Origin of the sequence: Flavobacterium sp. YO12 (assembly GCF_004119495.1) — a bacterium.
Lineage (GTDB): Bacteria > Bacteroidota > Bacteroidia > Flavobacteriales > Flavobacteriaceae > Flavobacterium.
Window position 1 is genome coordinate 44,803 of the sequence record NZ_NRQU01000021.1, and the last position, 26,485, is coordinate 71,287.

The window sequence follows — 26,485 nt, forward strand, 5'->3', positions numbered from 1 at the left end:
GTAATCTGTATCTTTAGAATATAAATACTAAAGAATACTCCAAAAAATAAAACAAAAGACGATGAAATTTATAGTATCGAGTTCGTACTTATTAAAACAATTACAAGTTCTAGGCAGTGTTATTAACAGCAATAATACACTTCCTATTTTAGATAACTTTTTATTTGAACTAGACAATAATGAGTTGACAGTTTCGGCATCTGATCTTGAAACGACAATGTCAGCGACATTAACAATCGATTCTACAAGTAAAGGAAGTGTTGCAGTACCTGCAAAACTTTTACTTGAAATTTTAAAAACATTTCCTGAACAACCTTTAACTTTTACAGTTGAAGATAACAATACTGTTGAGATCAGCTCAAACTCAGGAAAATATGCTTTAGCATATGCTGCTGGAGAAGAATTTCCTAAATCTGTAAATCTTGAAGAGCCTTCAGTAACTTTAGTTCCTGCTGATGTTCTAGCAACTGCTGTAAGTAAAACTATTTTTGCTGCTGGAAACGATGATTTACGTCCGGTAATGTCTGGAGTATTCTTCCAGTTTTCACCAGAAGGATTGACTTTTGTAGCTACAGATGCACACAAATTAGTAAAGTATGCGCGTACAGATGTCAAAGCGTCTCAAGTGGCAGATTTTATTATGCCAAAGAAACCTTTAAATATCTTAAAGAGTATTTTAGGAGCTTCTGATGCTGAAGTAAAAATTGAATACAACGACTCAAATGCAACTTTCTCATTTGATAATTATATTTTAACATGTCGTTTAATTGATGGAAAATACCCTAATTATGAAGCGGTAATTCCAAAAGAAAATCCAAACAAATTAATGATCGATCGTTCATTATTTTTAAGCTCTGTTAAGCGTGTTGCGATTTTCTCAAATAAAACGACACACCAAATTCGTTTAAAAATTGCTGGAGCTGAATTAAATGTTTCTGCAGAAGATATAGATTACTCAAATAAAGCAGAAGAAAGATTGACTTGTGATTATCAAGGAGATGATCTTCAAATTGGTTTTAACTCACGTTTTTTAACTGAAATGCTTACTAACTTACAATCAGACATGATTATGTTAGAAATGTCATTGCCTAACAGAGCTGGAATCCTTACTCCAGTTGATGGTTTAGAAGAAGGAGAAACCGTTACTATGCTTGTAATGCCTGTAATGTTAAATAGTTAACATCAAAACTTCTTTTTGTTACAGAGATTTTTTTTAATTTCAAATTAAAGACATATCATTGTAAAAAAAAATAGTATCGCTATTAACCAACCATTTTTTATACCTAGAAACCGCAATTCTTTTTGAGAGTTGCGGTTTTTTAGTTCTACTATAAAATCTAGTTTTTCTTCTTTTTAAAACCAAAATAATAATTCAGTCCTAATCCTAGAGTTCTGCTGTCGTATCTTGTTTCACTCTTTTCTACTCTTCCTAAAGCTTTTCCCATATTTACGCCGGTATAATATAAGTTAACAGCCAAAGAGTCGTAATTTTTATCAGAAAGAATAATATCTAAACCAACCCCAATCCCAATTGATTGCTGCCACTCTGTTACAGTTTCCTTCTTTGTTGTTATTTGAGCTTGACTACTTTGATTAATTGCGGTATAATTTCCTTGAGCCTCAATTCTTGCAATGTTATAAATAGGCAGAATTTGCAAAAGTGCATCACCTGCACTATACTCTCCACAAGAGATACATATTTTAGGCGTAAAACCAAAATTTAAAGCTGAAGCATTCGCTGTAGATACGCTCGTAATATTTCCCTGATCATCTAATTTACTATAGTCTTCAAGTCTTCCGTAGTAATAACTAACACTTAATTCTGGTTTTAAAAACTTATAAACCTTAACTTCTAAGCCTAATCCGCCCTGAATATACACAGATTCTTGAAAATCTGTATGGCGATAAAGGCCTAAATCTATAGAACCTCTTACTTGTGCGTTTAATGATATAGAAAGCATAATCAATAAAAAGGCATATGTTTTTTTCTTCATAGTAAAAATTACAGTGTTTTTTAAATGGATAAACCTTTACAGACTTATTTGTGCTAAAATACTTATTTCCTTTACATAAAAACTTTTTCTTTAGGTCTCAAATGGAGATTATTTACTCAGAAACAAATATTTCTTATTTTTGTAATATGAAAATAGAAATTTGGTCGGACATCATGTGTCCGTTTTGTTATATCGGAAAAAGGCAATTGGAAACGGCTTTAGAACAGTTTCCTAATGACGAAATTGAAATTGAATGGAAAAGCTTTCAGCTTGATCCAACAATTGAACCGCAATCAGGTAAAGATGTTTACACGTTTCTAGCGGAACGCAAAGGTATTTCTGTAGAACAATCTATAGAAATGCATAAAGGTGTCGTAGAACGTGCTAAAAGTGTTGGTTTAGATTATCATTTTGATAAAGCAATTATATCAAACTCTTTAACAGCACATAGAATTATTCATTTGGCAAAAAAGAATAATCTTGGCGATGAAATGGAAGAAATTTTCTTCAAGGCTTATTTTACAGAAGGACGAGATTTAAATGATGCTCAAACTCTAATCGAATTAGGAACAAAAGCAGGTTTAAACTCAGATGAAGTTAAAGAGGTTGTTGAAAATGAAAATCTTTATTTAAATGATGTTCATTCTGACATTCACGAAGCTAATCAAATTGGCGTACAAGGAGTTCCGTTTTTTGTTTTTGATCGAAAGTATGCTGTTTCTGGCGCACAGCCGGTTGAAGCTTTTGTTCAAACCATTAAAGAAGGGCTTAAATAAATTTTAGTTTTTGATTTTAGAATGTAGATTTTAGATTATTTCTTATATGGTAACGTTGCGCTCTTCAACTTCGCTCAGAGTGGCAAAATCTAAAATCTACATTCTAAAATCTAAAATTATATAACTCCCATTTTCTGCATTAAGAAAGTAGCACTTTTATTTTTGCAGATTCCTGTGCGAAGTTTATAATCAAAATGAAGTTCGTTGTCCTTTATTTCAACCTCAAAACATTGATTAGTTAGAATCTCTGGATATTCATTTGTTGTTAAACAAACCTCAATATCGTGTGTTGCTATTGCACCAATTGCTTTTTTTGCAATGACTTTCTTTACTACCTCAATAGTTCCATTTCGTTTATCATCAGAATTTGTACCTCTTAAAATTTCATCCAGCAGAACGAACGCAGGACGATCTTCTAAAGCGTCCATAATTTGTTTTAAACGTTTAATTTCAGCAAAAAAGTACGATTCGCTGTCTGCTAAAGAATCAGACAATCGCATTGAAACCAAAACTGGAAGTGGATGCATATTCGCTTTTGAAGCACAAACAACTGAACCAATTCCGCCAAGAACCATATTAATTCCTAAACTTCTTAAAAAAGTACTTTTTCCAGACATATTTGATCCTGTTAAAATCATAAATGACTCAGGATAAAAGTGCGTGTCATTCCCTACTCTGCTTATCGGATTTAGTAATGGATGGCTTAGATTTTCGAAACCTATTTTGTATTCTGTATTAATTTCAGGATATACAAAGTCTGGATTATTATGTGCTAAATTTGCTAAGCTGTTCAAGGCTTCAAATTCGCCAATAATTGAGATCCATTTTTCAAGTTCTTCTGAATAGTTTTCTTTCCATTTTAAAAGTGATCTCAAAACATGAAGATTAAACAAAAAAGTACCGTTAAAAACAATTGCAGTTACCAAATTATTTATCGTATCCATTCTGGAAAACAATTCAGATAATTGTTTTAAATGTGTACTTGCAGTCGCATTTTTAAAAATTAACTGTTTCTGCAAGTCGATTAATTTCTTTGAATGAAAAGTCTCTTTTTCTATTTTTTCAACTAATAAACTATATTGTTTTATGATTTTATCAACGTTATCGGCCTTAGCAATTTCCGAATGAATTCGCTTGAAAGATTTTCCCATAACCATCATATTAAATATAAAAATATAGGTCAAATAGGGCAATAAAATGGTTTTTGATGTAATAATATAAGCGATCAAAAAACCAAAAAAAAGAGTTGGAAGAATAACTGAAAGTGCAATTAAAACTTTAGGTAAAGTATTATTTTTAAATGAATTCCAATGAAGTAATGATTCATACGAACTTTTAGAATCGTTGCTGACGATTGCTAAAGCATGAAATTCCTGACGCCAATCGATCTTTTTATTTAATTCATCAATTGCCTCTTGATTTTCAAGAATTGCTTCATTAGGAAACAGAATTAATAATTTTTCTGCTAATGTTTTCTTACCAATAAAAGTAGCAGTTCGATTTAAATTTTGAAATAACGAATGATCTCCAAAAATATCTAAATCGTACGCATAAGGATGATGGAAATCATTGAATTCAATTCCGTTTTCAAAAGGAAGTTTTTCCCTTTTTAAAAATGAGATTTCATTTTCATTGATTTTAAGTATTGCTTTTGTAAGTTCCCTTTGAATTGATAATTTAGAATGGATTCTCATTAAAATAAGAAAACCAACAAAAGATAGAAAAGCAAAACCAACATAAAATAATTGATTTGTTTTGATGTAATAAAACAACATAAACAAGCATAAAAAAACGCTTATCAGTCTTAAAACACTGATGCTGTTGTATCTTTTATTGATTTTATTAAAAACTTTTGTAAAGTGTTCAACTTTATTTTGATATAGTTCCATCTTTATCTTTTAATGAAATACAAATATAGGTTTTACACTTACAAAAAGCTTGTGTTTACTAGTGAATTCATTTTTCATGCATGATCAAAACAGGTATCGAAACTTCTTTGGTGATTTTTTTACTAAAACTTGATTCAAAAATCGATTCAAAGAAAGATCTTTTATGCGTGATAGTAGTCAGAATATCAATGTCTTTATAAAGAATAAAATCAAGAATGGTTTCTTTTATTTCATCGCTTGGCAATACTAAAAATTCGACATTTTCAGCTGCAAATTCTTTGTCCCATTCTTTAATTGTCGCATCATCAACATCAGTATCAGATGATCTTACGTACAAACTTTTTACTTTCGCATCTGTTTTCTTTGCGATTTTCAATATTTTTCTAAGTACTTCTTTGTCTTTCTCACGATAGCGGGTTGTAAAACCAATTGTTTTGATTTTCTTAAATTTAGCATCCGCTGGAACGCATAAAACCGGCACATCAACTCCCGAAATTACAGAATTAGTATTTGATCCAGTAAAGAATTTTGTCCAGTCAGAAGCGCCTGTAGTTCCCATAATTACAAAATCAATCTGATCCTCTTCTACTGCATTTTTGAGATTATAAATTAAATCGCCATCCATTAAACGGTGCTTAATTACAATATCATCTAATTTTCGTTCGGCAGCAATAGCGCGAAGTTTAGGAATTTCATCTTTAAACATTTCAAACTTTGCCAATTCTATCGAACTGTAAATCGAAGCGTAATTCTCTGGAAAAAACTGGCTGTCATAAACCGGAATCTCAAATGTATGAAGCAAAACAAGCTCGGCTTTGACAATTTTAGCAAATTCTAAAGCGTGTACAAACGCATTTGTTGCTGCTTCAGAAAAATCCGTAGGAAATAATATCTTTTTCATTTTATTTGAGTTTTATAGGTTTATTACTCAAATTTAAACATTATAAAAACAAAAAGGTCTGATAATTATCAGGAATTTAACAATTAATATTTTCTTAATAAGACAAATAAAAAGAGTTATTCTCATCCATAATTCAATCACTAAGCTCTTTTAATGATTTCTGCTTTTTTTATACCTTTGCACTATGATAAATCAAGATTCTATAGTTGCATTGGCTACTCCATCTGGAGCAGGCGCTATTGCAATAATTCGTATTTCGGGTGCTGAAGCCATTACAATTGGTAATTCTGTTTTTAAATCCATTAAAAATAAAGACTTAACGAAGCAAAAAACACATACTTTGCATTTAGGGCATATTTTTGATAATGAAAAAACACTTGACGAAGTTTTGATATCTGTTTTTAAAGGTCCCAATTCTTATACAGGCGAAGACACTATCGAAATTTCTTGTCACGGCTCTACTTATATTCAGCAGCAGATTATTCAGTTATTATTACGAAAAGGATGCAGAATGGCTGATGCTGGAGAATTTACCTTAAGGGCTTTCTTGAACGGAAAACTTGATTTATCGCAAGCAGAGGCAGTCGCTGATTTAATTTCATCAGACAACGAGGCTTCACACCAAATCGCTATGCAGCAAATGCGCGGCGGATTTAGTAATGAAATTGCGAAACTGAGAGAGGAACTTTTAAATTTTGCTTCTTTAATTGAACTTGAATTAGATTTTGCTGAAGAAGATGTTGAGTTTGCTGATAGAACACAATTCCATGAGTTACTGAATCGAATTGAATTTGTTTTAAAACGCTTAATTGATTCGTTTGCAGTTGGAAATGTAATTAAAAATGGAATTCCGGTTGCCATTGTTGGTGAGCCGAATGTAGGAAAATCAACTTTGTTGAATGCTTTATTAAACGAAGAACGTGCGATAGTTTCGGACATTGCTGGAACAACTCGTGATACTATTGAAGATGAATTGGTGATTGGCGGTATTGGTTTTCGTTTTATAGATACTGCTGGAATTCGTGAAACTAAGGATGTGGTTGAAAGTATTGGAATCAAAAAAACTTTCGAAAAAATTGATCAGGCTCAGGTTGTGATCTATTTATTTGATGGTTTAAAGTTCCAGGTTTCAAGTTCTGAGTTTGTCTCTGAAATTGAACAAATCAAAAATAAATATCCGCTTAAACCTTTAGTAATTGTTGTAAACAAAAGAGATATATTGTCTGCTGATGAAGTTTCGAACATCACGACTAAGCTTGAAAATTTAAATGCAAAACTTTTACTGATTTCTGCTAAAGAGAAAATTGGTGTTGACGATTTAAAGAACGAATTACTTTCTTTTGTAAACACAGGAGCTCTTCGTAACAATGAAACTATAGTAACAAATACAAGACATTATGATTCTTTACTTAAAGCTTTAGATGAGATTCAAAAAGTAAAATACGGTCTTGAAACTAATCTTTCAAGTGACCTTATTGCGCTTGATATCCGTGAAGCTTTATACCAATTTGGACTGATTACTGGTCAGGTTTCCAATGATGAATTGCTTGGTAATATTTTTGCTAATTTTTGCATCGGGAAATAAATGACTATACAAGATTTAGTTGGTGATTACTCTATTTCTGGAAAGAATCAAGACGAAAACCATGAAATTACCTATAAAGGTACTTTGAGTTTATCATTAGATAAAAATAATCGAATTAAAGCGAAATGGCTAATTAATAATTCACAAGAACAAAAAGGTTCTGGTTTCTTTAAAGACAATATTCTGGTCGTCAATTTCAACTACAAAGGTGAAGACAACAAAACTTATAAAGGAGTTGCTGTCTATAGATGCTTAACCAAAGATGTTCTGGACGGATTTTGGTCTGAAAAACACGGAAACCCACTCTATTTAGGAGCTGAGTATTGTTTAAGGATAAAAAGCAGTGAAAAGCTAAACTAGTTCAAGAAATAAGAAATTATCGTTTTATGAACGCGGTTTAGCCAAGTTTCTATCGTACATAACAATAGTTCCCGCCACAGCAACATTTAAACTCTTTACTGATTTGAATTTTACCAAATGGTGGCATTTTTCCATTACTTTTTTGGATAAACCGTGATCTTCTGCGCCCAATAAATAAACACAACGTCTTGGATGTTCGTAGGTTTCTAAATCCGAAGCTTTTTCGTTTAGTTCAACACCTACTAATCGCGCTCCTTTAGGTAAGTTTTCAAGGAAAGCTTCAAAAGTATCGTAATGAAAATAAGGAATCGCTTTTACAGCATCGTGAGTATCACAGGCTTGTTTGGCATATCGATTTCCTATGGTAAATATAAAAGTAGCGCCTAAGTTTTGAGCAGATCGCCACAAAACACCTAAATTTTCGGGTGTTTTACCATTTTGTATGCCTATTCCAAAGTATTCGTTTGTAAAATTATCATTCATAGGGACAAAAATACGAACTGTCTAAGTATAAATCAATTTTTTATTGAGATACAACAAATATTATAAAGGCACTAATTTCTGATGAAACTAGCGCCTTTTTACAATCTGCTTTAAAAAATCATTTATTATTTTACTTCTCCTTTTTCTGGTTGTAAATCTTCCAAGATTGGAGTTTCTGCTGCCTTAATTAATGATCTAAAAAGTGTTTTTTGCGAATCTATCTTCCCATCCAACCGCCATCAACAGTTAATAATGCTCCGTGAACATAATCGGCTGCATTTGAGCACAGAAAAACAATTGGTCCTTTAAAATCTTCTGGTTCTCCCCAACGATTAGCAGGAATACGTCCTAAAATAGACTGGTTTCTATTTTCATCAGCACGCAGGGCTGCTGTATTGTCAGTAGAAATATAGCCTGGCACAATTGCGTTTACATTTACGCCTTTTTCAGCCCATTCATTGGCAAAAGCTTTTGTTAACTGAGCAATCGCTCCTTTACTTGCAGCATAACCCGGAACGGTAATTCCTCCTTGAAATGAAAGCAGAGAAGCTATAAAGATAATTTTCCCCTGTCCTTTTTTTACCATCTCCTTACCAATTTCCTTTGTCAAAATAAAAGGTGCAGTTTGATTAACAGCTATAACTTCATCCCAATATTCATCAGGATGCTCAGCTATAGGTTTGCGTAAAATAGTTCCTGCGTTGTTGACCAGAATATCTATATGAGGATGATCCTCTTTTACTTTTTTAATAAATTCCTTTAACGATTCTCGATTTGAAAAATCACATTGATAAGCATAAAATTTTCTTCCCGTCGCAATTATTTCTTGTTCTACCTCACTTCCACTCGATTCTAAATTGGCCGATACTCCTATAATATCTGCACCAGCTTCTGCTAGAGCGATAGCCATTGCTTTACCAATTCCCCTTTTGCAACCAGTTACCAATGCTAATTTGCCTTCTAATTGAAACATCTGTATTGATTTCATTTTTTTTTATTTTAGGGTTACTATCAGAGGCTCCTTAATTTGTTGAAAAAATCGATCTAAGTACTCAAACCATTGTTTGGAGTCAATTATTTCTCCAGCCTTATTCCAAGCTGCTCCAGCATAGTAAACAATCGATTCGTTGCTTTTGACTGTAGTTTTGGCCAATAGCTGCTTATTGTCCACAAACATATTACTTACTGGCGATGTCAATATAGTACCAACACCTGTAATACCATCTTCACCATGATTAGGTTCCCAATATCCCATTATACCTTGCTGTTCGTTTAATGACATAATACCATTTTCAGGTCTTTTTATTATACCTACAACAACAGGCAAAGGTTTATTATCTTCAAAAGTATAAATGTTTTCTATGCGATTAAGTTGTGATCCTGCATCTAAGGAAATGACTTTTATTGCCCTAACTTTGATTCCTCCAGCATTCCAAGTATCGTAGGTTAACTGAAAAGAGGAACGTAACGGCCCGTTATCCAATATTTTCCATTGATGGTAATTTGCCGAATAACGAATGGTATCATTTACATATGGTGCCATATTTCCAGCACCTAATGAAAATCCCACATGATAGTAATCCATTCCGTTACCATTATCTATATGATAGTTCCCTAATTTATATCGTTCATCAATAACTAATTTATCCGTTCGTTTAACCCAAACATCTAAACCGTACGCATCTTCTTTTGTTTTTTCTATGGCTTTCCCATAGGTACGAAAAGCTATTTTGTCATTTTCCCAAGCAAAATCATCTTTACGTTCTGGTATGAAACGAGCGTAGGTTTTGGCATTAAATGGTTGTGGTTTTCCTTGTTGTATCAAAAGAGTAAGTGTCGATTTTGCTTTAACATTAACCTGAATTAATAAGTTTTGAATACTTTGTAAACCTTTGTGTTCAAGCTGAAAAGGAATTTGTTTTTTTGTTATTGCATCAAGCACTAAAAAATTAGTAGTATCGATTTTCGGAAAACGGGATAAAACATTTTCCCATTTAACTGCTACAACGCTTTCTTTACGTGCTAAAGCCGAACTGTTTTCAATATTAATTGTAACTTTTGTTTGTTGTCCCAAAAGGGATATAGGTAAAATAAGAGCAACCCAAAAAAAGGTTTTGATAATTTTCATAATTCGTTATCTTAATTCATTAATGCAAGCAATTTGATTTTCTTGAGCTTTAAAGTAAAAATAAGCTTCTACCCTTCACCCCAAGTATAGGTTCCCTGATGTTTCAAATACTACTGGTCATTACTTCGGTCATGCCTATTTGAACCTTGCAGGTTTGTACAACATCAAACTCAGAGCAGTGACATTTTTATAAAATTAATATTCTACTTTGTAATCTTTTTTAAAGGACTGATTGCTCCATGCTTTTTTTGCTGTCCAATCTGCAGCGGGTCCAGTCCAAAATATATTATCTGCAGGTAATCCCAGTGTTAAGAATCCCAAAGTAGCCATATATAAACTTCCAGTCGAAGTATATTGATCAGCTATCATAGGTTGATGCCCACAGAAACCTAGCACTAACCATCCGTTTTTGTCAAAATTATCACATCCATCGTACATACGATGCATTACAGCAGTTAAACCGCTGCGTACTTGCGAAGGCGTAATATGTTCTGGTAATTTTTCCATAAGTGCTGTTTGTGCCAGAGCCTGAAAAGCTCCAGTACGATACGTGATGGAACGACCAAATGCAGGATAACTCCCGTCAGGGGCAATTACACGTTCTAAAAATTCTGAATATCGAATCATTCTTTTTACAGCTGTTTCATATTCGTCTTTACTAATCTTATTTTTATCTACCAACACTTTTAAAAAGTCTACTAACATAGGATGAATAACATAACTATTATAATAATCCATACTGAAACTAGGACCATCACTATACCAGCTGTCGCCTTGATACCATTCGATCATTTTCTTTTTAGCAAACTCAATACGAGCAGGATCAGGTTCTTCGCCAACACTCAATAAGAATACTTCATTTATACCTGCAAATAATAACCAATTATTGTAGGCGCCGGATCTGGTACGTAATGTTTTAAACTCTTCTACTATTCTCTTTTTAGTTATAGAATCCAATGGATCCCATAATGCTTTTGGGGCACGCAGAAATGCTTGAGCCATATAGGCCGCATCGACAATAGGTTGTTTTTCAGAGCGAAAATTCAAGTAATCAGCACTATTTGGATCAACAGCATGTGTTAATCCTTTGAGTAGTTCTTGACGTAATTTTTTTCTCAAAATTCCTTCTTTTGTATCATCATCTGCAAGAGCCAGCCAAGGAGCAATACCCGCCATCGTACGGCCTACTGCTTCAAGATAGGTCACTTTTTTTACCTGTAAATAATAATCTGGCCCCATCTCCAATGGCATGTTTTTCTTCAAAGTTTCTTCCGCCAGATTGTGCACTACTGGATATGAAATTTTATACAACAATTGAGACCAATACTCTCTGTCTTGTTTACCATTGGCACTAATTAATTGCTTCTCTTGGGATTTATCTTTGTTTTTTTGAGCAGAGACATTAGATGCTGGAAGACTTACTGCTAATAATAACAGCACAGCACTAACATTCGAAATTTTTCTATTTATTCCATTCTTCATATCGCTATTCTGGATTGTATTGTTAATTCTCTTTCCTTTTGAATTGTTTTTTTTACTAATAAAATCAATAATCTACCGCATAGTCTTTTTTAAAGGATTGACCAGTCCAAGCTTTTCGCTGGGTCCAATCTGTAAAAGCCCCTGTCCAAAATTCATGTGTATCAGGTAAACCTAATGGCAAGAATACTAATGATGTAATGTACATACTGCCAGTATTGGAATAATAATCGGCAATATCTTTTTGCTTGCTGCCTACCAATCCTAAGGTTAGCCAATCGCCATTTGTAAAAGTGGATGGAATGAACATATTCTTCATTACTGCAGTTAAAGCACATCGAACCTGTGCAGGTTTTATTTCTTCAGGTAAAGCATCATCCAAGGCTAATTTTACTAATGGTTGAAACGCCCCAACACGATAAGTCGAAGAACGTCCTACTGCCAGGAATGTACCCTCAGGCGAAATATACCGCTCTTGAAAAGAAGCATAACGCTGCATTCTTTTATAAGCAATATCGTATTCTTTAGTATCTCTTCTTCCTTTTGCTGTATTTACTTTTAATACTTCAACCAGCATATTGTGAATAACAAACCCGTTATAGTGATCAAAATGGAATTTATCGCCATCGCTGTACCAACCATCACCGACATACCACTTATTTATTTTATCAATCGCAGTATCTATTCTTGTAGCATCAATATCTTCTCCTATACTTAGTAAAAAACTCTCGATTGTAGCGGCAAATAACACCCAGTTATTATTAAATGGTTTTATCTGACGAATAGTTTTAAATTCATATATATAGCGCTGTTTGGTTATAGGATCTAGTGGTTCCCACAATACGGCAGGAGCCGTCAATAAGGCTTGTGCTATATAAGCGGCATCTACCAAAGGCTGAGCTGTTTTTGTTGATCCCCAGTATAAATAATCTGGACTATTAGGATCTACTGCATGTGCAAGACTTTGTTGTACTTGTAAAAGGAGTCTTTTTCTAAGAGTACCTTCAGCAGAACTATCTACTGGTAGCGCAAGAAAAGGCGCAAGTCCAGGAATCAGCCGTCCAAAGGCCTCCATATACGCCACTTCTTTATTTCGACCATCCCAAATAGGACTATATTCTACTGGCATATTTTTTCGTAATTCTCCTTTGCTCATATTGCTTAAAACAGGAGTTGCAATCTTATCCATTAAATCTACCCAATACGCTCGGTCATTTTGTTTGACTGGCATATTATCATTCAAGATAGCATTTGTGTTCGCCACTATATCTTGTCCAGGAATAAAACCTGTAATAGCAAGCAAAGATGACCATTTCAGAAAATTTCTTCTTTGTATCATTTCTTTATCTTTATGTATTGTTTATAATCACTATTGTGGATTGATAATTGAACATTTTTCAATTCCATGTGTTAAAAATGGAGTTATTTTTCTTTGGAAATTAGTGCCCTCGACTAAAGCTTTTTTAAATTTTATAAATACCATTTCTTATATCGCAGCAATGCCTCCAAAAAATAATAATCAGCATAAGTAAGCGGCACATCAACTTCTGATTTAAATGGCAAAGCGCCTACACTGTGCATTAAAAGAAACCCTCCATTTTCTCCTAACTTAGCTCGGTATTTGTCTGAAGCAAGTGATTCGATTATCTTTTCAGCTACTGCAACATATTCTTTTTTCTCTTTTTTATTAGAATATTGTCCTAATTCTAATAGTGCTGAAGCAATTAATGCACCTGCCGAAGCATCACGTAAAGCATTTGGTATGTTCGGTGCATCAAAATCCCAATACGGAATCTTATCTGCTGGTAAATTAGGGTTATTAAGGATGAACTTGGCTATATTTTTTGCCTGTAATAAATAATTTTTGTCTTTTGTAAAACGATACATCATTGTATACCCATACAAACCCCATCCTTGACCACGAGACCAAGCCGATGAATCTGCTGCTCCCTGCCAAGTTACTTTACGCAAAACTTCACCCGTAGTTAAGTCATAATCTAATACATGATAGGAACTATAATCTGGTCTAAAATGATTTTTTATAGTGGTATTTGCGTGTGTAATAGCAATTTCTTTGAATTTAGGATCTGCACCGTTATCACTTGCCCAACTCAATAATTCTAAATTCATCATATTATCAATAATCACTGGGCATTTGAAATTCTTGCTGCTATCCCAACTTTGAATTGCTTTTATAGAAGGACGGTATCGAGTTGACAAGGAAGCTGCTGCAGTATCGATAGTAGCCTTGTCTTCTGGTTTACCAAAAAGTCTATAAGCATTACCAAAGCTACAATACATCATAAAACCAAGGTCATGATTACCTGTATAGTGTTTTTCTTTTTCCAGAATTGCCAATCGTTTTTCGGCTTCTGCTTTTATTTCAGCATCTTTTGTGTACTCATAAATATATAAAAGGGTTCCAGGAAAAAAACCACTGCACCACCATTTAGTATTACTCGTTTCTACCTTATTTTCTTTTTTGTTAAACGTTACAGGCATAACATCTCTTGCAACGTTTTTACCTAGCAGCTTATATTGTTGGGCAGCAAAATTAAATTCGTCATCAATGAGTTTCGTCATTCTATTTTTAGTTGACGTATTTTCGGTTGATGAGCCTTGTGCAAAATTGGCGTTAGATATCCATAAACATAAGATTACTATAAAAACAGACTTCTTTCTGGCTGATTGTTTCATGCTTTTTGGGTTAAATTAGATTTTGTAATATGTTCTTAATAAATTTTTACAAACGTTTTTTTAATAATGTGTTTGTTTTCAGTTTTGCAAGTTTTCAACGATTTGAAACTTATATTTGTTGGCAGATAATTTTTTCTTATCGGTCATTATAATCCGATATAATCTATCTTGTTTCCAAGAACTTAGTAATCGTTTATCAGTAAGAATCAGTTCTTCTATTTTTACACTAAAAAGATCTTCAGGATAATAAAAACTAACACTTCTTCCTGCTTTATCTTTCAACTTTATTTTGCCTTCTTTTTCCAATATAGGAAGCTGTGCTACTATAAAATGCTGTATTGATTCTCCTTTATATTCTTTCAATTCAAATTGATCTTCAATAATTAGTTCAGACTTAGATGCTCTTTTTAAAGTATAAGTTCTATTCCACGATTTACAAGAAGCAGCTTCTGGATATGCACCAGCCAAATTCAAACTAAAACGGAGTTGCGATTTAGAGTTTAGAAAGTGAACCTCCGAAGCTTTGAATTTTTTCCCGTCAACTTGAGCAAAACCATTAATCATAGGTAGGTTATGATAATCAGACTGCATAGTCCAAATTTTATATCGCTCGGGACCAAAAGTTTTTTTAGAATAGGTTTCGACTCCAATATCTACAAAAAGCGGCTTGCCATCATGATAAAGTATAAAAGTGCCTACATCATTGTGATTGTGACTTTCGTCATTGTACCCTCCTTTTGCAGCAAAGAAAAAACCTTTTGAAGCGCTTTTATCTGTTCTTCCTCCAGCAATTTCAGTACCATTATACCAAAAAGACATTTCGATTGATTCGACAGCAGGAGTGTCTTTAAGTAAGGGATAAATATCAATGTTATGAAGTGCAATATCTAAAGAACCTTTTATGGGGTTTAGATAGAAATCTTCTTTCTTGGCCAAAAAAGATCCAAACTGTTTTAATGAAGTATCGTTTACATAAGAACCATACCTAAAAACTATCCCTGGAGAAGTCTGTAACCTTACTGAAGAATCTGCAAAATTGATGTAATAGTCGTCATAAATATGGGCATTCAAAATGTATTTCCCCATGTTTTTTATGATAGGAAAATCAGACAAGGATATTTTTCCTCCTGAGTAAGTTTTAAGAAGTTCCAAATACTCCATCATCTTGGCAGCAGCATGACTCCAATAAGCTGGTCCCTCCTCGCAAGCGCCATCATCTTTATAGTAATTTATAAACTTATCTACCGATTTCATACTCTTCTCTATCACCTCTTTACGTGCTTTTGGCGTTATTTCTTCTCCTAGTAATAAGGTGCTTAAGAGTACATTATAATTGCACCACGGATTCCAATTGTTTACAAAATTTTCATTTTTAAAACTCATCCACCAAAAATCATCTCGAGCAATATAAGGTTCAATAATTCTATGGGTAATTTCATAAGGAATCCTAGCTTTTAAAAATGGTGAGACTTTTTCAAAATCATCTTTAAAAAAATAATAAGTCCAAGCGAGCGTACTGGCCATTTCTCCAGCTCCTAAATCGATTATTGGATCATTTATGTTTGGAATTCCTGCTCCTCCTTTTTGTGAAGGCAAATGCGCAGATAAAACCCATGTCGATTGCTCACATACCGCCCAACTTCCGTTAATGATAGCATCAATAAATTTTCCTTGACCTTCAAGAACTTCAGCAAGAACTAATTTTTTCAAAACATCAAGACCATCAGACCAATACTGTTCCATCCTCATACGGTCTCCATTGCGTTTGAAATCAAGATATGAAGTCACCGGAATACTTGGCCAATTATACTTCATGGCTTCATTGGCTTCAGATAGTATCTTTTCTTGAACGTCTTGCGGCAAATTTTTGATTTTATCATGGAGCTCCTTTTTATCAAAAGGAATATTGTATGATCCATCTTGTGTTTCTAATATATTTTGTTGAAGAAATGCTGAGAGTAAATCTCTTTTTTTCTGAGCATTTGAAACAATCGAAAAAAGTAAAAATATTCCAAGAACAACACATCCAAATGAGGATTTATAATTGCTTACACTTGTCTTGAAAGAAGTTAAAAAGTATGTCATAATAGAACGCTTTAATAATATTGAACTTTATAATGTCTATAATAACCCATTTACTATTGGACAAAATTTACAATAAAAAGCTGTTTAAATTTTAACACAAAAACAGCTTTTTAATTTTTATACCACTACCAACCTGGATTTTGTTTTAGGTTTGGATTAAGAGCTAATTCATTGATAGGAAAAGGCCATAAATAATCTCTTGCTGGATTGAACGTTCTAACAGAACCTTTTTGAGCAATAATATAATTCTGACTATTTAAGAGAGGGATAACTGATGTACCAAATTCAGCAAAAAAGTAACTTCCCAAAACATCCTTTGGTAACTCTATTTCAGCAGTTTTCCATCTAATTAAATCCCAATAACGAAAACCTTCAAGAGCTAGTTCTACTCTACGTTCTCTTCTAATTTCGGTTCTCATGTCTAATCCATTAGCAGCGACAAAAGCATTTGTTAAATTTGGCATATTAACTGAGGCTCTTTTTCTAAGCAAATTAATAGATAGATTTAAGTCGGCATCACTAATACTGCCATTTAATTCATAAGCAGCCTCCGCATAAATTAATAGTACTTCGGCATATCGAGTAATTGGCATGTCAATATAAGATCTTTGTAAAGTCCAGTCATTAATATTAGCATAGCATCTGTTGGCAAAACCTGTTTTTACAAAACTTAATGGAGGAACAGTAAATACTGGAGCTGATCCAATATAAGGGTCTCCTGCTTTAAAAAATCGATCTCCCATTCTAGGATCTCTATTCTTGAAAACTTCGGCTGTATTGTTAGGTATTACATATAATGGAGACTGCGTGGTAGGCAAACCATCATTCATTAAATAAGAATCTGCTAATGCTTTAGTCGGATTTGCCACTCCAGTTTCTAAATTTCTTTGAGCAACATGACTGAGTGTCGATTCAGATATGCCTTTACCATATTGCTTAACCAAAATATTTTCTTTGTTTGCAAAACCTTCTCCTTCATATTGCAATAATTGAAAGTAATTTTTAAAAAGACTATGTTCTCCCGAAAGCATTACCAATTTAGATGCTTCTTTGGCTATGGTCAGGTGCTTTACAGGATCTCCGTATGCATGAAATTTAGAACGGGTTCCTTCAAACAAAGCTACTTGAGCCTTTAATGTTAAAGCAGCAGTTTTTGAAATTCGTCCATAATTTGCAGTTCCTAATTCTGTTGCAGTTCTTAATTTAAGAACTGCATTATCTAGATCTTTATATATTGCGTCAACAATTTCTTCTCTTGTCGCTTGAGGTGCCTGCAATTCAGGTGCATTTTCTGTCAATGTTTTTAGTATTAACGGCACACCTCCATAGCGTTTTAATAATTGATAATAGCTCCAAGCTCTAAAATATTCAGCTTCGCCAACGTACCAATTAACTCGTTCTGCGGTCACACCAGCCGTTAAAGTTTTAGAAGATTTTTCAATCATATTATTAGCTGCTCTAATGATGGTGTAATTTCCATTATAATTCGCATCAGTTGCACTAGGAATTCTCGATCCTTCACTAATAGCATTTGGTCCAGTTCCAAATGCATCATCTGACCAAACATCATCGGTTACCGGTAAAGTTGGTAATCTAGAGTAAAAATAATTAGCTGCTAGTTTTAAATCATTCTCGTTCATCCAGAAAGAAGGATCACTTAAGCTTGTTTCTGGAACTCGGTCCACATCACATGATAGTACAGTTGCAATTAAAAACAATACAGCAACAATTTTTATATTTTTAAGTATCATAACTCGTAGTTTAAAAATGTTAAAATGTTAGGTTCACTCCAAAAGAAACTGTTCCAAACACAGGGTAATCAGCATAAATACCATTCTTTTGTTCTGGATCAAAGGTTGTTTTGAATATTCCAAATTTAGATATGGTAGCAATATTTTCTCCTGAAAAATAGAATCTCATTCGGGTAAAAAAAGTTTTTTCTAATATGCTTTGTGGTATAGAGTATCCTAATTGAATATTTTTGATTCGGGCATAACTAGCGTCCAAGACCCATCTGTCTGAAGTAATGTAATTATGGTATCCATTTAGATAAGGTCTTGGAAAAGCAGCATTCTGATTTTCAGGTGTCCAATAATCAGCATGTATAGCCATTGGCATGATCCATGATTCGGCAAAAGGTGTGATCATCTCTGAGTTAGGCATAAAAGATCTTTTACCTACTCCTTGAATCAAGAAACTAAAATCTATATTTTTCCAACTTGCATTACCATTAATTCCAAATAAATAACGCTGTTGATCTTCACCTAAACGTACCAAATCTCCATGGTCCTCTACAGTTCCTTTACCTGCATTAATTTTACCGTCCCCGTTTTGATCTAAATAAGCAATATCACCAACCCCCGTAAGCGTTGAATAAACTGGCGTTGCTGCCAACTGCTCTGGAGTATTAATATATCCTGGTGCAGCTTTATATCCCCATATGGTGTTTAAAGGAAAACCTTCGATAAGTGAATTTGTTCCAATCCCAACTACACTGATACCTGCATATTCAACCAGTTTATTTTGATTATCGGATAAATTAAATCCAATACCATAATTAAAACTACTGCCTATTTTATCCTTGTAGTTTACTGCCAATTCCCAACCCCACGATTTAAGTACACCATTGTTGATTTTTGGAGTTCCTACGCCAAAAGTCCCTGGCAAACGCAAAGGGGTCAACATATTTTTGTTTTCTTTTGTATAATAATCAAAACTACCTGTCAATCTATTTTCAAAGAATCCAAAATCAATTCCATAATTGAATGTCTCTACCGTTTCCCAAGATAAATTTGAAGAAGGCACGGTGTTTTGATAAAAGTAAGCTGTTTTTGTTTCTGAACCTCCTAATACCAAATTCGAATTTGAGGAAAGCATATTTAGATAATCATAATAGCCAATACCTTGCGCATTTCCTAATTGCCCCCAAGAAACCCTAAGTTTAAATTCAGAAATAAAAGGAGCTCCTTGAGACACCCATTCCTCTTTGCTTACATTCCAACCTACTGAAGCCGAAGGAAATGTTTTAACGCGCAGTCCTGGCGCCAAACGAGAACTTTCATCTGATCTTATAGTTGCTTCCACAAGATACTTCCCTTTATAATTGTAGTTAAAGCGACCGAAAAAAGATTGGTTAGCATAAGTGGTAATAAACTGGCTATTTGTTTTAGTCGTCTCTTCTCCCAAATTTAAAGAAGGAACATCATTACTTTTTAAATTAGTTGCACCCGAAGTAACAGTAGAAAATCTATAATCTTCCCACTGATATCCTCCCATAATACTAAAGTTGTGATTTTCTGCTATTGTTAGACTATAATCCGTTAGGAATTGAAAATTTTCTGTTCTCAAAACACCAGGATTTATATCATTATTAGTAGACGACACAATTTGATTTATAGTATATGAATTTGGATTATTCAGGTAAAAAACCGGTTTTGTTTTACCCCATAATTCAATCGTTCTCCTAAAAATTTCCGATTCTGAAACTCTTAACTTTCTTCCATATATCGTTCGGAATTTAAGACCTTTCGCTAGATCTTTTATAGTTAATTGAAATGTACCATCTATATCGTCTATGGTACGTTTGTTGAATCCTCCTTCTGTTAAATTGGCATAAGCATTAATTCCCGATGAACCTGCCAAACCGTTTAAACGTCCTTCTGGCGTAAATATTGGAAATCTAAGTCTTGTTTTATAAAGTTGCGAGAGCAATCCTGCTCCATTGACATCAACTGATGGAGAATCTGTATTATGGTTGGCATATGATATATTTGAATCAAAGTGAACATGCTTTGTAAAATCTACCCCAATATTTGTACGTAAGTTAAAACGGCTAAAATGATCTTCACCTACTTTAAACATTCCATCTTGATCTAAATAACCCACAGAGAAAAAATAATTTATTTTTTCAGTGCCTCCACGTGCACTTAAATTATTAGTCGTCATTAATGCTTGATCTTTGATCATTTGCTTTGTAAAATCTTTTTGATTATAAAAAATATAACCATTAGGATCTGTTGGATTTGGAATATATTCAACGCCATTCTTAATATTCTCAATATCAGCTGGGGAATATTCAGCTCCAACTCCTTTGTTTTTACGAGCAAGATTGGAGATATTTGCCTCGTCAAGTAATGACATTCTTTTAGGCAGGTATAATGGTTTTTGACTTGCGAATTGAGTCGAAAATTCAAATACCGCTTTTCCTTCTTTCCCTTTTTTTGTTGTCACTAATATTACACCTCCAGCTGCTTGTGCTCCATAAATTGCAGCCGCCGCTCCATCTTTTAAAACGCTTATACTTTCTACATCCAAAGGATTTATAGTCTGCAAATTAAACAAAGGAGTTGCAATACCATCAATAAGCAATAGCGGATTTACACTCCCGTTGGCAGAAGTTGCTCCACGAATTTGGATATTAAGATTTTCGCTACCTGGTTGTCCACTTGTACGGGTTACGTTCATTCCAGGAACTGTCCCTTGTAAAGCGGTTGCCAAACTAGTAACAGGGCGATTTGCTATTGTTTTAGAACTTACAGTAGAAACAGCTCCCGTTAAACTTTCTTTCTTCTGAGTTCCATATCCAACAATAATTACCTCATTAAGTTTAGAAGTACTCTCTTTGAGCGTTACATTTATTTGATTCTTACTCCCAACGGCAACTTCTGAATTCTCAAAACCCATATAACTAAAAACCAATACAGCATTTGCATCTGAAACTATGATTTCATAATTACCGTCAAAATTAGTTATCGTCGATGTTTTAGTTCCTTTAACATGTACGGTTACCCCTGGCATGCCCATATTATTTGCATCGACTACTTTTCCCTGAATTTGCTTTTGTACTACTACTGGCTGAGGAGTACTTTTTACCTTTTCTTCATTAAGTGAAAATGAAATCGTTTTTCCTTCAACAATCCAAGTAATGGGCTGATTTGCAAAAGTCTGCTGCAATACCTTTTCTATAGGTGCATTGACTACGTTTAAAGAAATTGGTTTAACATTTTTTAGAATCTCAACGTCATAGAAAAACACATAATTGGTTTGACTTTTTATGACTGATAATACTTTTTTAATCGCGACTTTCTTTCCCGAAAAAGTAACAGTCTGCGAAGATACTGATGCCGACACTTGTAAAGTCAGGGCAATAACCAGTATAGAGGTTAATTTCATAACTTTCCGAGTTTTTGATGAAAGCCAATGACTCTTTGGCTTTGGTTTTGGTAATAATTTCATACTTTCGTAATGGTTTTGGTTAATAATAAATTCTCCTTGCATGGTTTGTTTACTTATTTTTCCATAACTGTTCCTATTTTCAGGAACAAGCCAGCCAATGCTACCAACATTTGCTGGCTTTTTTTATGAAAAAAAAGCAACTATTTTTAAAGGATTTCTCCTTATTTAATTTAATCCGGTTTTACTCTTAAAATTTTACCTTCGATTTTAAAATGGACTTTATTCTTTTCAAGAATTCGTAATACTTGTGACAGATTTAAATCTCTTTGAATTTCTCCCGCAAAAGATCTTGTCGGCACACCATTTTCATAAACCACATCTACATCGTACCAACGGCTTAACTGACGTAAAACAGTTTGAAGATTGGCTTCTTCGAAATAAAATAAACCATTCTTCCACCCTAAAACTTCATCTGTATTTACATCATTATTTACAACAATAACTCCCGATTTTTGTTTTTGAGCCTGCTGTCCCGGTTTTAAAAGTATCTTTTTGCTTTTCTCTGTAATCAATACACTGCCTTCTAAAAGCGTTGTGTTTACTGTTGCTTCATCTTGATACGCATTTACGTTAAAATGAGTTCCCAATACATTTATCTGCATATCGTTTACTAAAACCCTAAAAGGCTTCTTCTTATCTTTGGCAACTTCAAAATAAACTTCACCTGTGATTTTAACTTTTCGTTCGTTTCCTGCAAATGAAGTTGGAAAAGTAATTGACGACGAAGCGTTAAGCCATACTTTTGTTCCATCTGATAATTCTAGGTGATATTGATGCGCTCTAGGAGTAGTCATCGTATTATACACCACTTGTGCTCCACTGTTTGCATCATAAACAAGTCCACCATTCTTTTTTGAAACTGTTGTATTGTTCTGATTTGCCAGCAATCCGTTTCCTACACTGTCTAATACTATTTTTGAACCATTAGAAAGCGTAAGTATTGCCCCCGTTTTACCAGGTTTCTTATCCTCTGCTTTGTGTGATGCCAACTTTGAAGAATGGTTATTATCTTTCTTAAAAACAAAATAACTTCCTACGCCTATCATAAGTAAAAAACTAGCAGCAAGCATCAATCTTTTCCATCTAAACAAATTAAAAATGGAAGACGAAGAATCCTCTTCTTCAAAAGACACCTCGATTTTCTTCTGAAGTTCTTTTATAAATTTTTCTGTTCTTTCAGAACTGACAGGAGGAATTTCGACCGAATCATAATTTTCTCGAAGAATGCGATCAAATTCTTCTGAATACTCAGGTCTATCAAGCATATCAAGCAGCTTTGCTTTTCCTTCAGACGAAATTTCGCCTGATACAAACTGCTCCATAAGTACTTTAAACGTTTCCTTTTGATACATAGATAAATGGTTTTTGAACAACCTTAACAACCCCTTCAATTATAAAGACGAGGGTTCGTTGTTAAAGTGGCAATGAAAAATGAAAAAATTATGAAAAAAAATACAAACTGAATAAAACTATCGTTAATAAGTCGATATTATATTGTTTGTGCAGGTGGTCTCGAAGAAAATTTAATGCTTGTAATAAATGCCAACGAACTGTTCTTGTGGCAATGCCCAATTCCTCGCTAATGTAGTCAGCATCTTTACCTTCCATTCGGCTTAACAAAAAAACAGATCGTCTTGGCTCTTGTAAAAGTGAAGCGCCTTTGTTTATAATTTCAACCAATTCTTTGAACTCATATTGCTCATCGGGATTGAAAAATAATTCTTGTAATTTTTCGCCTTTCAGAGAATCTGTTTCAATTAGTTTTTTTCGAATATGACTAATGATCAAGTTTTTGCTTACAATGAAAAGGTAATTATCAAAATTGTTTACCTCTGCTAGTTTTTCACGTTTATTCCAAATCTGAACAAAGACATCCTGTGTCAATTCTTCTGCAATTGGATACGATTTTACGAAACTGAGTGCGTGTCGTACCACTTTCTGCCAGTATTTTTCGACCAGCTGAGTATACACCAGTTCATCTCCCGCTGCTACTTTTAACAAGATAGCAGATTCATTTAATGAAATCGATTCTGAGCGTATTTTACTCATTTAGCAGTTAATTTTAATAAAATAAACAAAACTTATTTAGAAGCAGAATTCTTTTATTTCAAATGATGCGCCTAAAAGGAATTATATAAGTTCTCTTACTATTCTTGCCTTTTTAAGCTAATTGTAATATTTCTATAGCCAGAAAATGGATTCTTTGCATTCTGCTAAATTTTATTTTTAGCAATCAATCTTCGCATCCCTTGTTATTATGCAACATTACGATCATAAAAATTAAAAATCAATAAAAAATATTACTGTTTACAGCCAAATGTATATATTCTGTTTTAATAAAAAAAGAAATATATAAAAAAATGTGCTCGTGCACATTTTTTGTAAGTGATCGAGCACAAAATGATAAAAGCGTTTTTTTTACACTATTTAATGAAACACTTTTTTTAAATCAAAAAGTAAATTGTTTTTATAATGTATTCTTTTTTGGTGGAAAAAAGAAATGCGAAGGTTTGTACAAAAAGTATCTAAAGATAGCCCGCGCTACTTGTCTTAGTTCTGAAAGCGGAATATTTCGAGAACGAAAAGCAAGTCCGAGTGATAAACTGAAACTCACCATAAAATTGACTAAACCAATAAGTCCGATCCCCAGAATAGACCACAAAAACATTTCTTGTGTAACATAAAAGTCGGCACCATACAATGCCATAGCAAAATTTCCGCTTGCAAAAGTAATGTGTCTAACATCTATATTTAATCCGAAGAATATCCCAATAAAAACGGTACTTCCCATAAAAACACCAAACCAAAAATTAGAAATAATTCCTGCCCATTTGTTTTCATATACTGATGCCAATTTCTTAGTCCATTTTTTACCTAAACTCAACTTGAGCAAAGGATGCTCTTGAATACGATAATAAATATGATTGTGCTTATCGCGATTGGCAATACTACCAGCAATAATTCCAGATAGGAACAAAAATACGCCCGCTATAGCCGCATGAAATATTGCTGCTGAATAAATAGGATTTAAATCATGGATTAGAATCGGCCATTTTTCCTTGGCAATATTATAATGAAATATTTGATCGATAGCCCAGATCCCGAGTAATGAAACTGGAAAGGCAATCATTACATTCCCAACAAAAGCTATAAATTGTGAACGAAATACTCGTGCAAAAAATACGGCAAACTCTTTATACTTATAATTTTTCTTGTCTTGTGTTTTTTGTTTGAATCCCTCTTGTAAAGCTCGTACCAATGCTGAAGCAGTCATTGCTGGCTGCTTTGTCGCAAGCGTAAATCCAAGAATATAAATAATGATGAATCCAATAGAATAATTCATACTGTATAAAAAGATATGACCAAATCCGCTGGTTTCTACCTTTCCTAACAAGAGTTTGATAATACACAATATTCCAACAATAAAACCACCTCCGGCTGCTGAGTAGAACATTTTATAATATTCCTTGCGATCGTTGGTAATATAATGTTCGCCTGTATCAGCGGTGTGTTGGGTTATTTCATAAGATAAAAGCTGCGTGCTCTCATTGGCTAACTTTCGAATATTGTTTTTGTCGCAATTGTATTTAATAAGTTTATAAGACAGCGAAATTGTATTTCTTGTAGCCTCTTCTTCATTGCCTTGAATCAAGATAGGCAGCAGCGATTTTAAACGTTCAAGCTGTTGACGGATTCGTAAAAGACTTTGATTTACATGTAACGAAATTCCAAATTTATTACTGTTTTTAAAGGCCGTTTCGATATAGTCTACACATTGCTTGTGCAGAATTATTAGCTGTTTGTATCCTAAATCATCTTCATTGATTGATTTTTCAGAAGATTCAATTAGCCTTTCATTCATCAACAATAATTCTCGCTGAAAAGCTAGAAATGGACTTTCGAGATTTTCATATTCAGGAACCATTCGTATTACATCGGTTTCCATTGCTGATCCGCAAATGCGGTAGGTAATTACCTCCATTGCAAAAACTAGCTCATTAAACGATGCATTGTCTTCTTTCAATTCATAAATAGAACGAAATTGCAGCAATGAAAATAATTCGAATATTTGTTTTTTAGGTACTTTTTTAATCCATATAGGGTCTGTATTGACAAAGAATATCTGATTTAAAATAAATTGTAAGGTATCTTTTTCTGGCTGTTCGGGAATTAGTTTAGCAAAAATCCTTTTTCGTACTTCAAAAAAGAAATTGGCATCTTGAAGAATACCTGCATCTGAAAGGATTTTATTAAACTTCTTTTTTTCTAGATGTGTATTGATACAAATCATCAATCCATCGCGGTAATTTTGATTTTCTCGAAGTAGATTAATTAAGTCTGTCAAATCTACAACAACTGCTTTTTTTGGATTTTTAGGGCGAATTAAATTCACTAGTTTCACCAGCAGTTCTACATTTTCACTATAAGATTCTGCAGCTAAATCGTTATTAAAGTTTTTTTCAAAATAGTCTTTTAATGTTGTTCTTCTTTTTCTCCTCAATTTCATTCTAATCAAATTTTATTATCACTGTGTTTTACAAATAAACACATTCTTTTTATTTTAAAGGTGCTAAATGAGTATTGGATTGCCATATTTAACTTTATTCTATTCGCCAATAAAGAAAACTTAAACCAATTTTATCTATTCTTTTATAAGCTTATTTATTTCCAATTTTTAGAATAATTGGCGTTTAAATTCCTGTCCATCTTCGAAATACAAATTTTAGAAAACGACTAAAACAATAGATATAAAAACTGTCCAGAATTATGTTCTGGACAGTTTTAATTGATTAATCTAATTTTGCTATTTAAGATTAATTAACATATAAGTAACCGCTTTTTCCATTCTTGTTTCTGCATTTGTTTGATAACG

The 26,485-nt window shown here is 33.4% G+C and carries 19 protein-coding genes; 4 read left to right on the forward strand and 15 right to left on the reverse strand.

What is annotated here, in order from left to right:
- Positions 1–61: 61 nt before the first annotated feature.
- On the forward strand, positions 62–1,180 hold the full coding sequence (dnaN, locus tag BOW55_RS09085) for a DNA polymerase III subunit beta (protein ID WP_089055834.1): 1,119 nt from the start codon (positions 62–64) through the stop codon (positions 1,178–1,180).
- 157 nt (positions 1,181–1,337) lie between these two features.
- Here the strand turns inward: dnaN and BOW55_RS09090 are convergent, their stop codons facing one another.
- The gene (locus BOW55_RS09090; protein WP_129023857.1) at positions 1,338–1,994 is read right to left on the reverse strand and encodes a hypothetical protein; all 657 of its coding nucleotides are present in this window, start codon (positions 1,992–1,994) and stop codon (positions 1,338–1,340) included.
- A 146-nt stretch (positions 1,995–2,140) separates the two neighbouring features.
- Here BOW55_RS09090 and BOW55_RS09095 point away from each other — a divergent pair, with 146 nt between their 5' ends.
- Positions 2,141–2,770, forward strand: a complete 630-nt coding sequence (locus BOW55_RS09095; protein ID WP_129023858.1) for a DsbA family oxidoreductase — start codon at positions 2,141–2,143, stop codon at positions 2,768–2,770.
- A gap of 116 nt (positions 2,771–2,886) precedes the next feature.
- On the opposite strand, the gene BOW55_RS09100 is transcribed toward BOW55_RS09095, so the two are convergent.
- On the reverse strand, positions 2,887–4,659 hold the full coding sequence (locus BOW55_RS09100) for a DNA mismatch repair protein (protein WP_129023859.1): 1,773 nt from the start codon (positions 4,657–4,659) through the stop codon (positions 2,887–2,889).
- Positions 4,660–4,726: 67 nt separating this feature from the next.
- Positions 4,727–5,560 (reverse strand): universal stress protein, encoded by an 834-nt coding sequence (locus BOW55_RS09105; protein WP_129023860.1) that lies wholly within the window; start codon positions 5,558–5,560, stop codon positions 4,727–4,729.
- Positions 5,561–5,744: 184 nt separating this feature from the next.
- Between BOW55_RS09105 and mnmE the strand changes: the two genes are divergently transcribed.
- A complete protein-coding gene (mnmE, locus tag BOW55_RS09110; RefSeq protein WP_129023861.1) occupies positions 5,745–7,145 on the forward strand; it encodes a tRNA uridine-5-carboxymethylaminomethyl(34) synthesis GTPase MnmE in 1,401 nt (466 codons plus the stop codon).
- Entirely contained in the window at positions 7,146–7,505 is a 360-nt protein-coding gene (locus BOW55_RS09115; RefSeq protein ID WP_129023862.1) for a hypothetical protein, read from the forward strand.
- Between the two features lie 24 nt (positions 7,506–7,529).
- Here BOW55_RS09115 and BOW55_RS09120 read toward each other — a convergent pair whose 3' ends face one another.
- The 12 genes from BOW55_RS09120 to BOW55_RS09175 form a co-directional block, all read right to left on the reverse strand.
- Positions 7,530–7,988, reverse strand: coding sequence for an RNA methyltransferase (locus BOW55_RS09120; protein ID WP_129023863.1), 459 nt, complete (start codon positions 7,986–7,988; stop codon positions 7,530–7,532).
- Between the two features lie 217 nt (positions 7,989–8,205).
- On the reverse strand, positions 8,206–8,976 hold the full coding sequence (gene kduD, locus BOW55_RS09125) for a 2-dehydro-3-deoxy-D-gluconate 5-dehydrogenase KduD (RefSeq protein ID WP_129023864.1): 771 nt from the start codon (positions 8,974–8,976) through the stop codon (positions 8,206–8,208).
- Positions 8,977–8,982: 6 nt separating this feature from the next.
- Entirely contained in the window at positions 8,983–10,062 is a 1,080-nt protein-coding gene (locus tag BOW55_RS09130; protein ID WP_241686518.1) for a DUF4861 family protein, read from the reverse strand.
- 249 nt (positions 10,063–10,311) lie between these two features.
- Positions 10,312–11,598 carry a DUF2264 domain-containing protein gene (locus BOW55_RS09135; protein ID WP_129023866.1) on the reverse strand — a complete coding sequence of 429 codons (1,287 nt, stop codon included), beginning with the start codon at positions 11,596–11,598 and terminating at the stop codon, positions 10,312–10,314.
- A gap of 64 nt (positions 11,599–11,662) precedes the next feature.
- Positions 11,663–12,934, reverse strand: coding sequence for a DUF2264 domain-containing protein (locus BOW55_RS09140; protein ID WP_129023867.1), 1,272 nt, complete (start codon positions 12,932–12,934; stop codon positions 11,663–11,665).
- A 131-nt stretch (positions 12,935–13,065) separates the two neighbouring features.
- Complete coding sequence (locus tag BOW55_RS09145) at positions 13,066–14,292, reverse strand: glycoside hydrolase family 88 protein (protein WP_129023868.1); 1,227 nt, start codon at positions 14,290–14,292, stop codon at positions 13,066–13,068.
- A gap of 78 nt (positions 14,293–14,370) precedes the next feature.
- Complete coding sequence (locus tag BOW55_RS09150) at positions 14,371–16,377, reverse strand: heparinase II/III family protein (protein ID WP_129023869.1); 2,007 nt, start codon at positions 16,375–16,377, stop codon at positions 14,371–14,373.
- A gap of 125 nt (positions 16,378–16,502) precedes the next feature.
- On the reverse strand, positions 16,503–18,128 hold the full coding sequence (locus BOW55_RS09155) for a RagB/SusD family nutrient uptake outer membrane protein (RefSeq protein ID WP_241686519.1): 1,626 nt from the start codon (positions 18,126–18,128) through the stop codon (positions 16,503–16,505).
- A 19-nt stretch (positions 18,129–18,147) separates the two neighbouring features.
- Positions 18,148–21,549, reverse strand: a complete 3,402-nt coding sequence (locus BOW55_RS09160) for a TonB-dependent receptor (protein ID WP_206733599.1) — start codon at positions 21,547–21,549, stop codon at positions 18,148–18,150.
- A 233-nt stretch (positions 21,550–21,782) separates the two neighbouring features.
- Positions 21,783–22,964 carry a FecR family protein gene (locus tag BOW55_RS09165; protein ID WP_129023871.1) on the reverse strand — a complete coding sequence of 394 codons (1,182 nt, stop codon included), beginning with the start codon at positions 22,962–22,964 and terminating at the stop codon, positions 21,783–21,785.
- 88 nt (positions 22,965–23,052) lie between these two features.
- The gene (locus BOW55_RS09170) at positions 23,053–23,661 is read right to left on the reverse strand and encodes an RNA polymerase sigma factor (RefSeq protein WP_129023872.1); all 609 of its coding nucleotides are present in this window, start codon (positions 23,659–23,661) and stop codon (positions 23,053–23,055) included.
- Positions 23,662–24,079: 418 nt separating this feature from the next.
- A complete protein-coding gene (locus tag BOW55_RS09175) occupies positions 24,080–26,119 on the reverse strand; it encodes a site-specific recombinase (protein ID WP_129023873.1) in 2,040 nt (679 codons plus the stop codon).
- Positions 26,120–26,485: the final 366 nt, after the last annotated feature.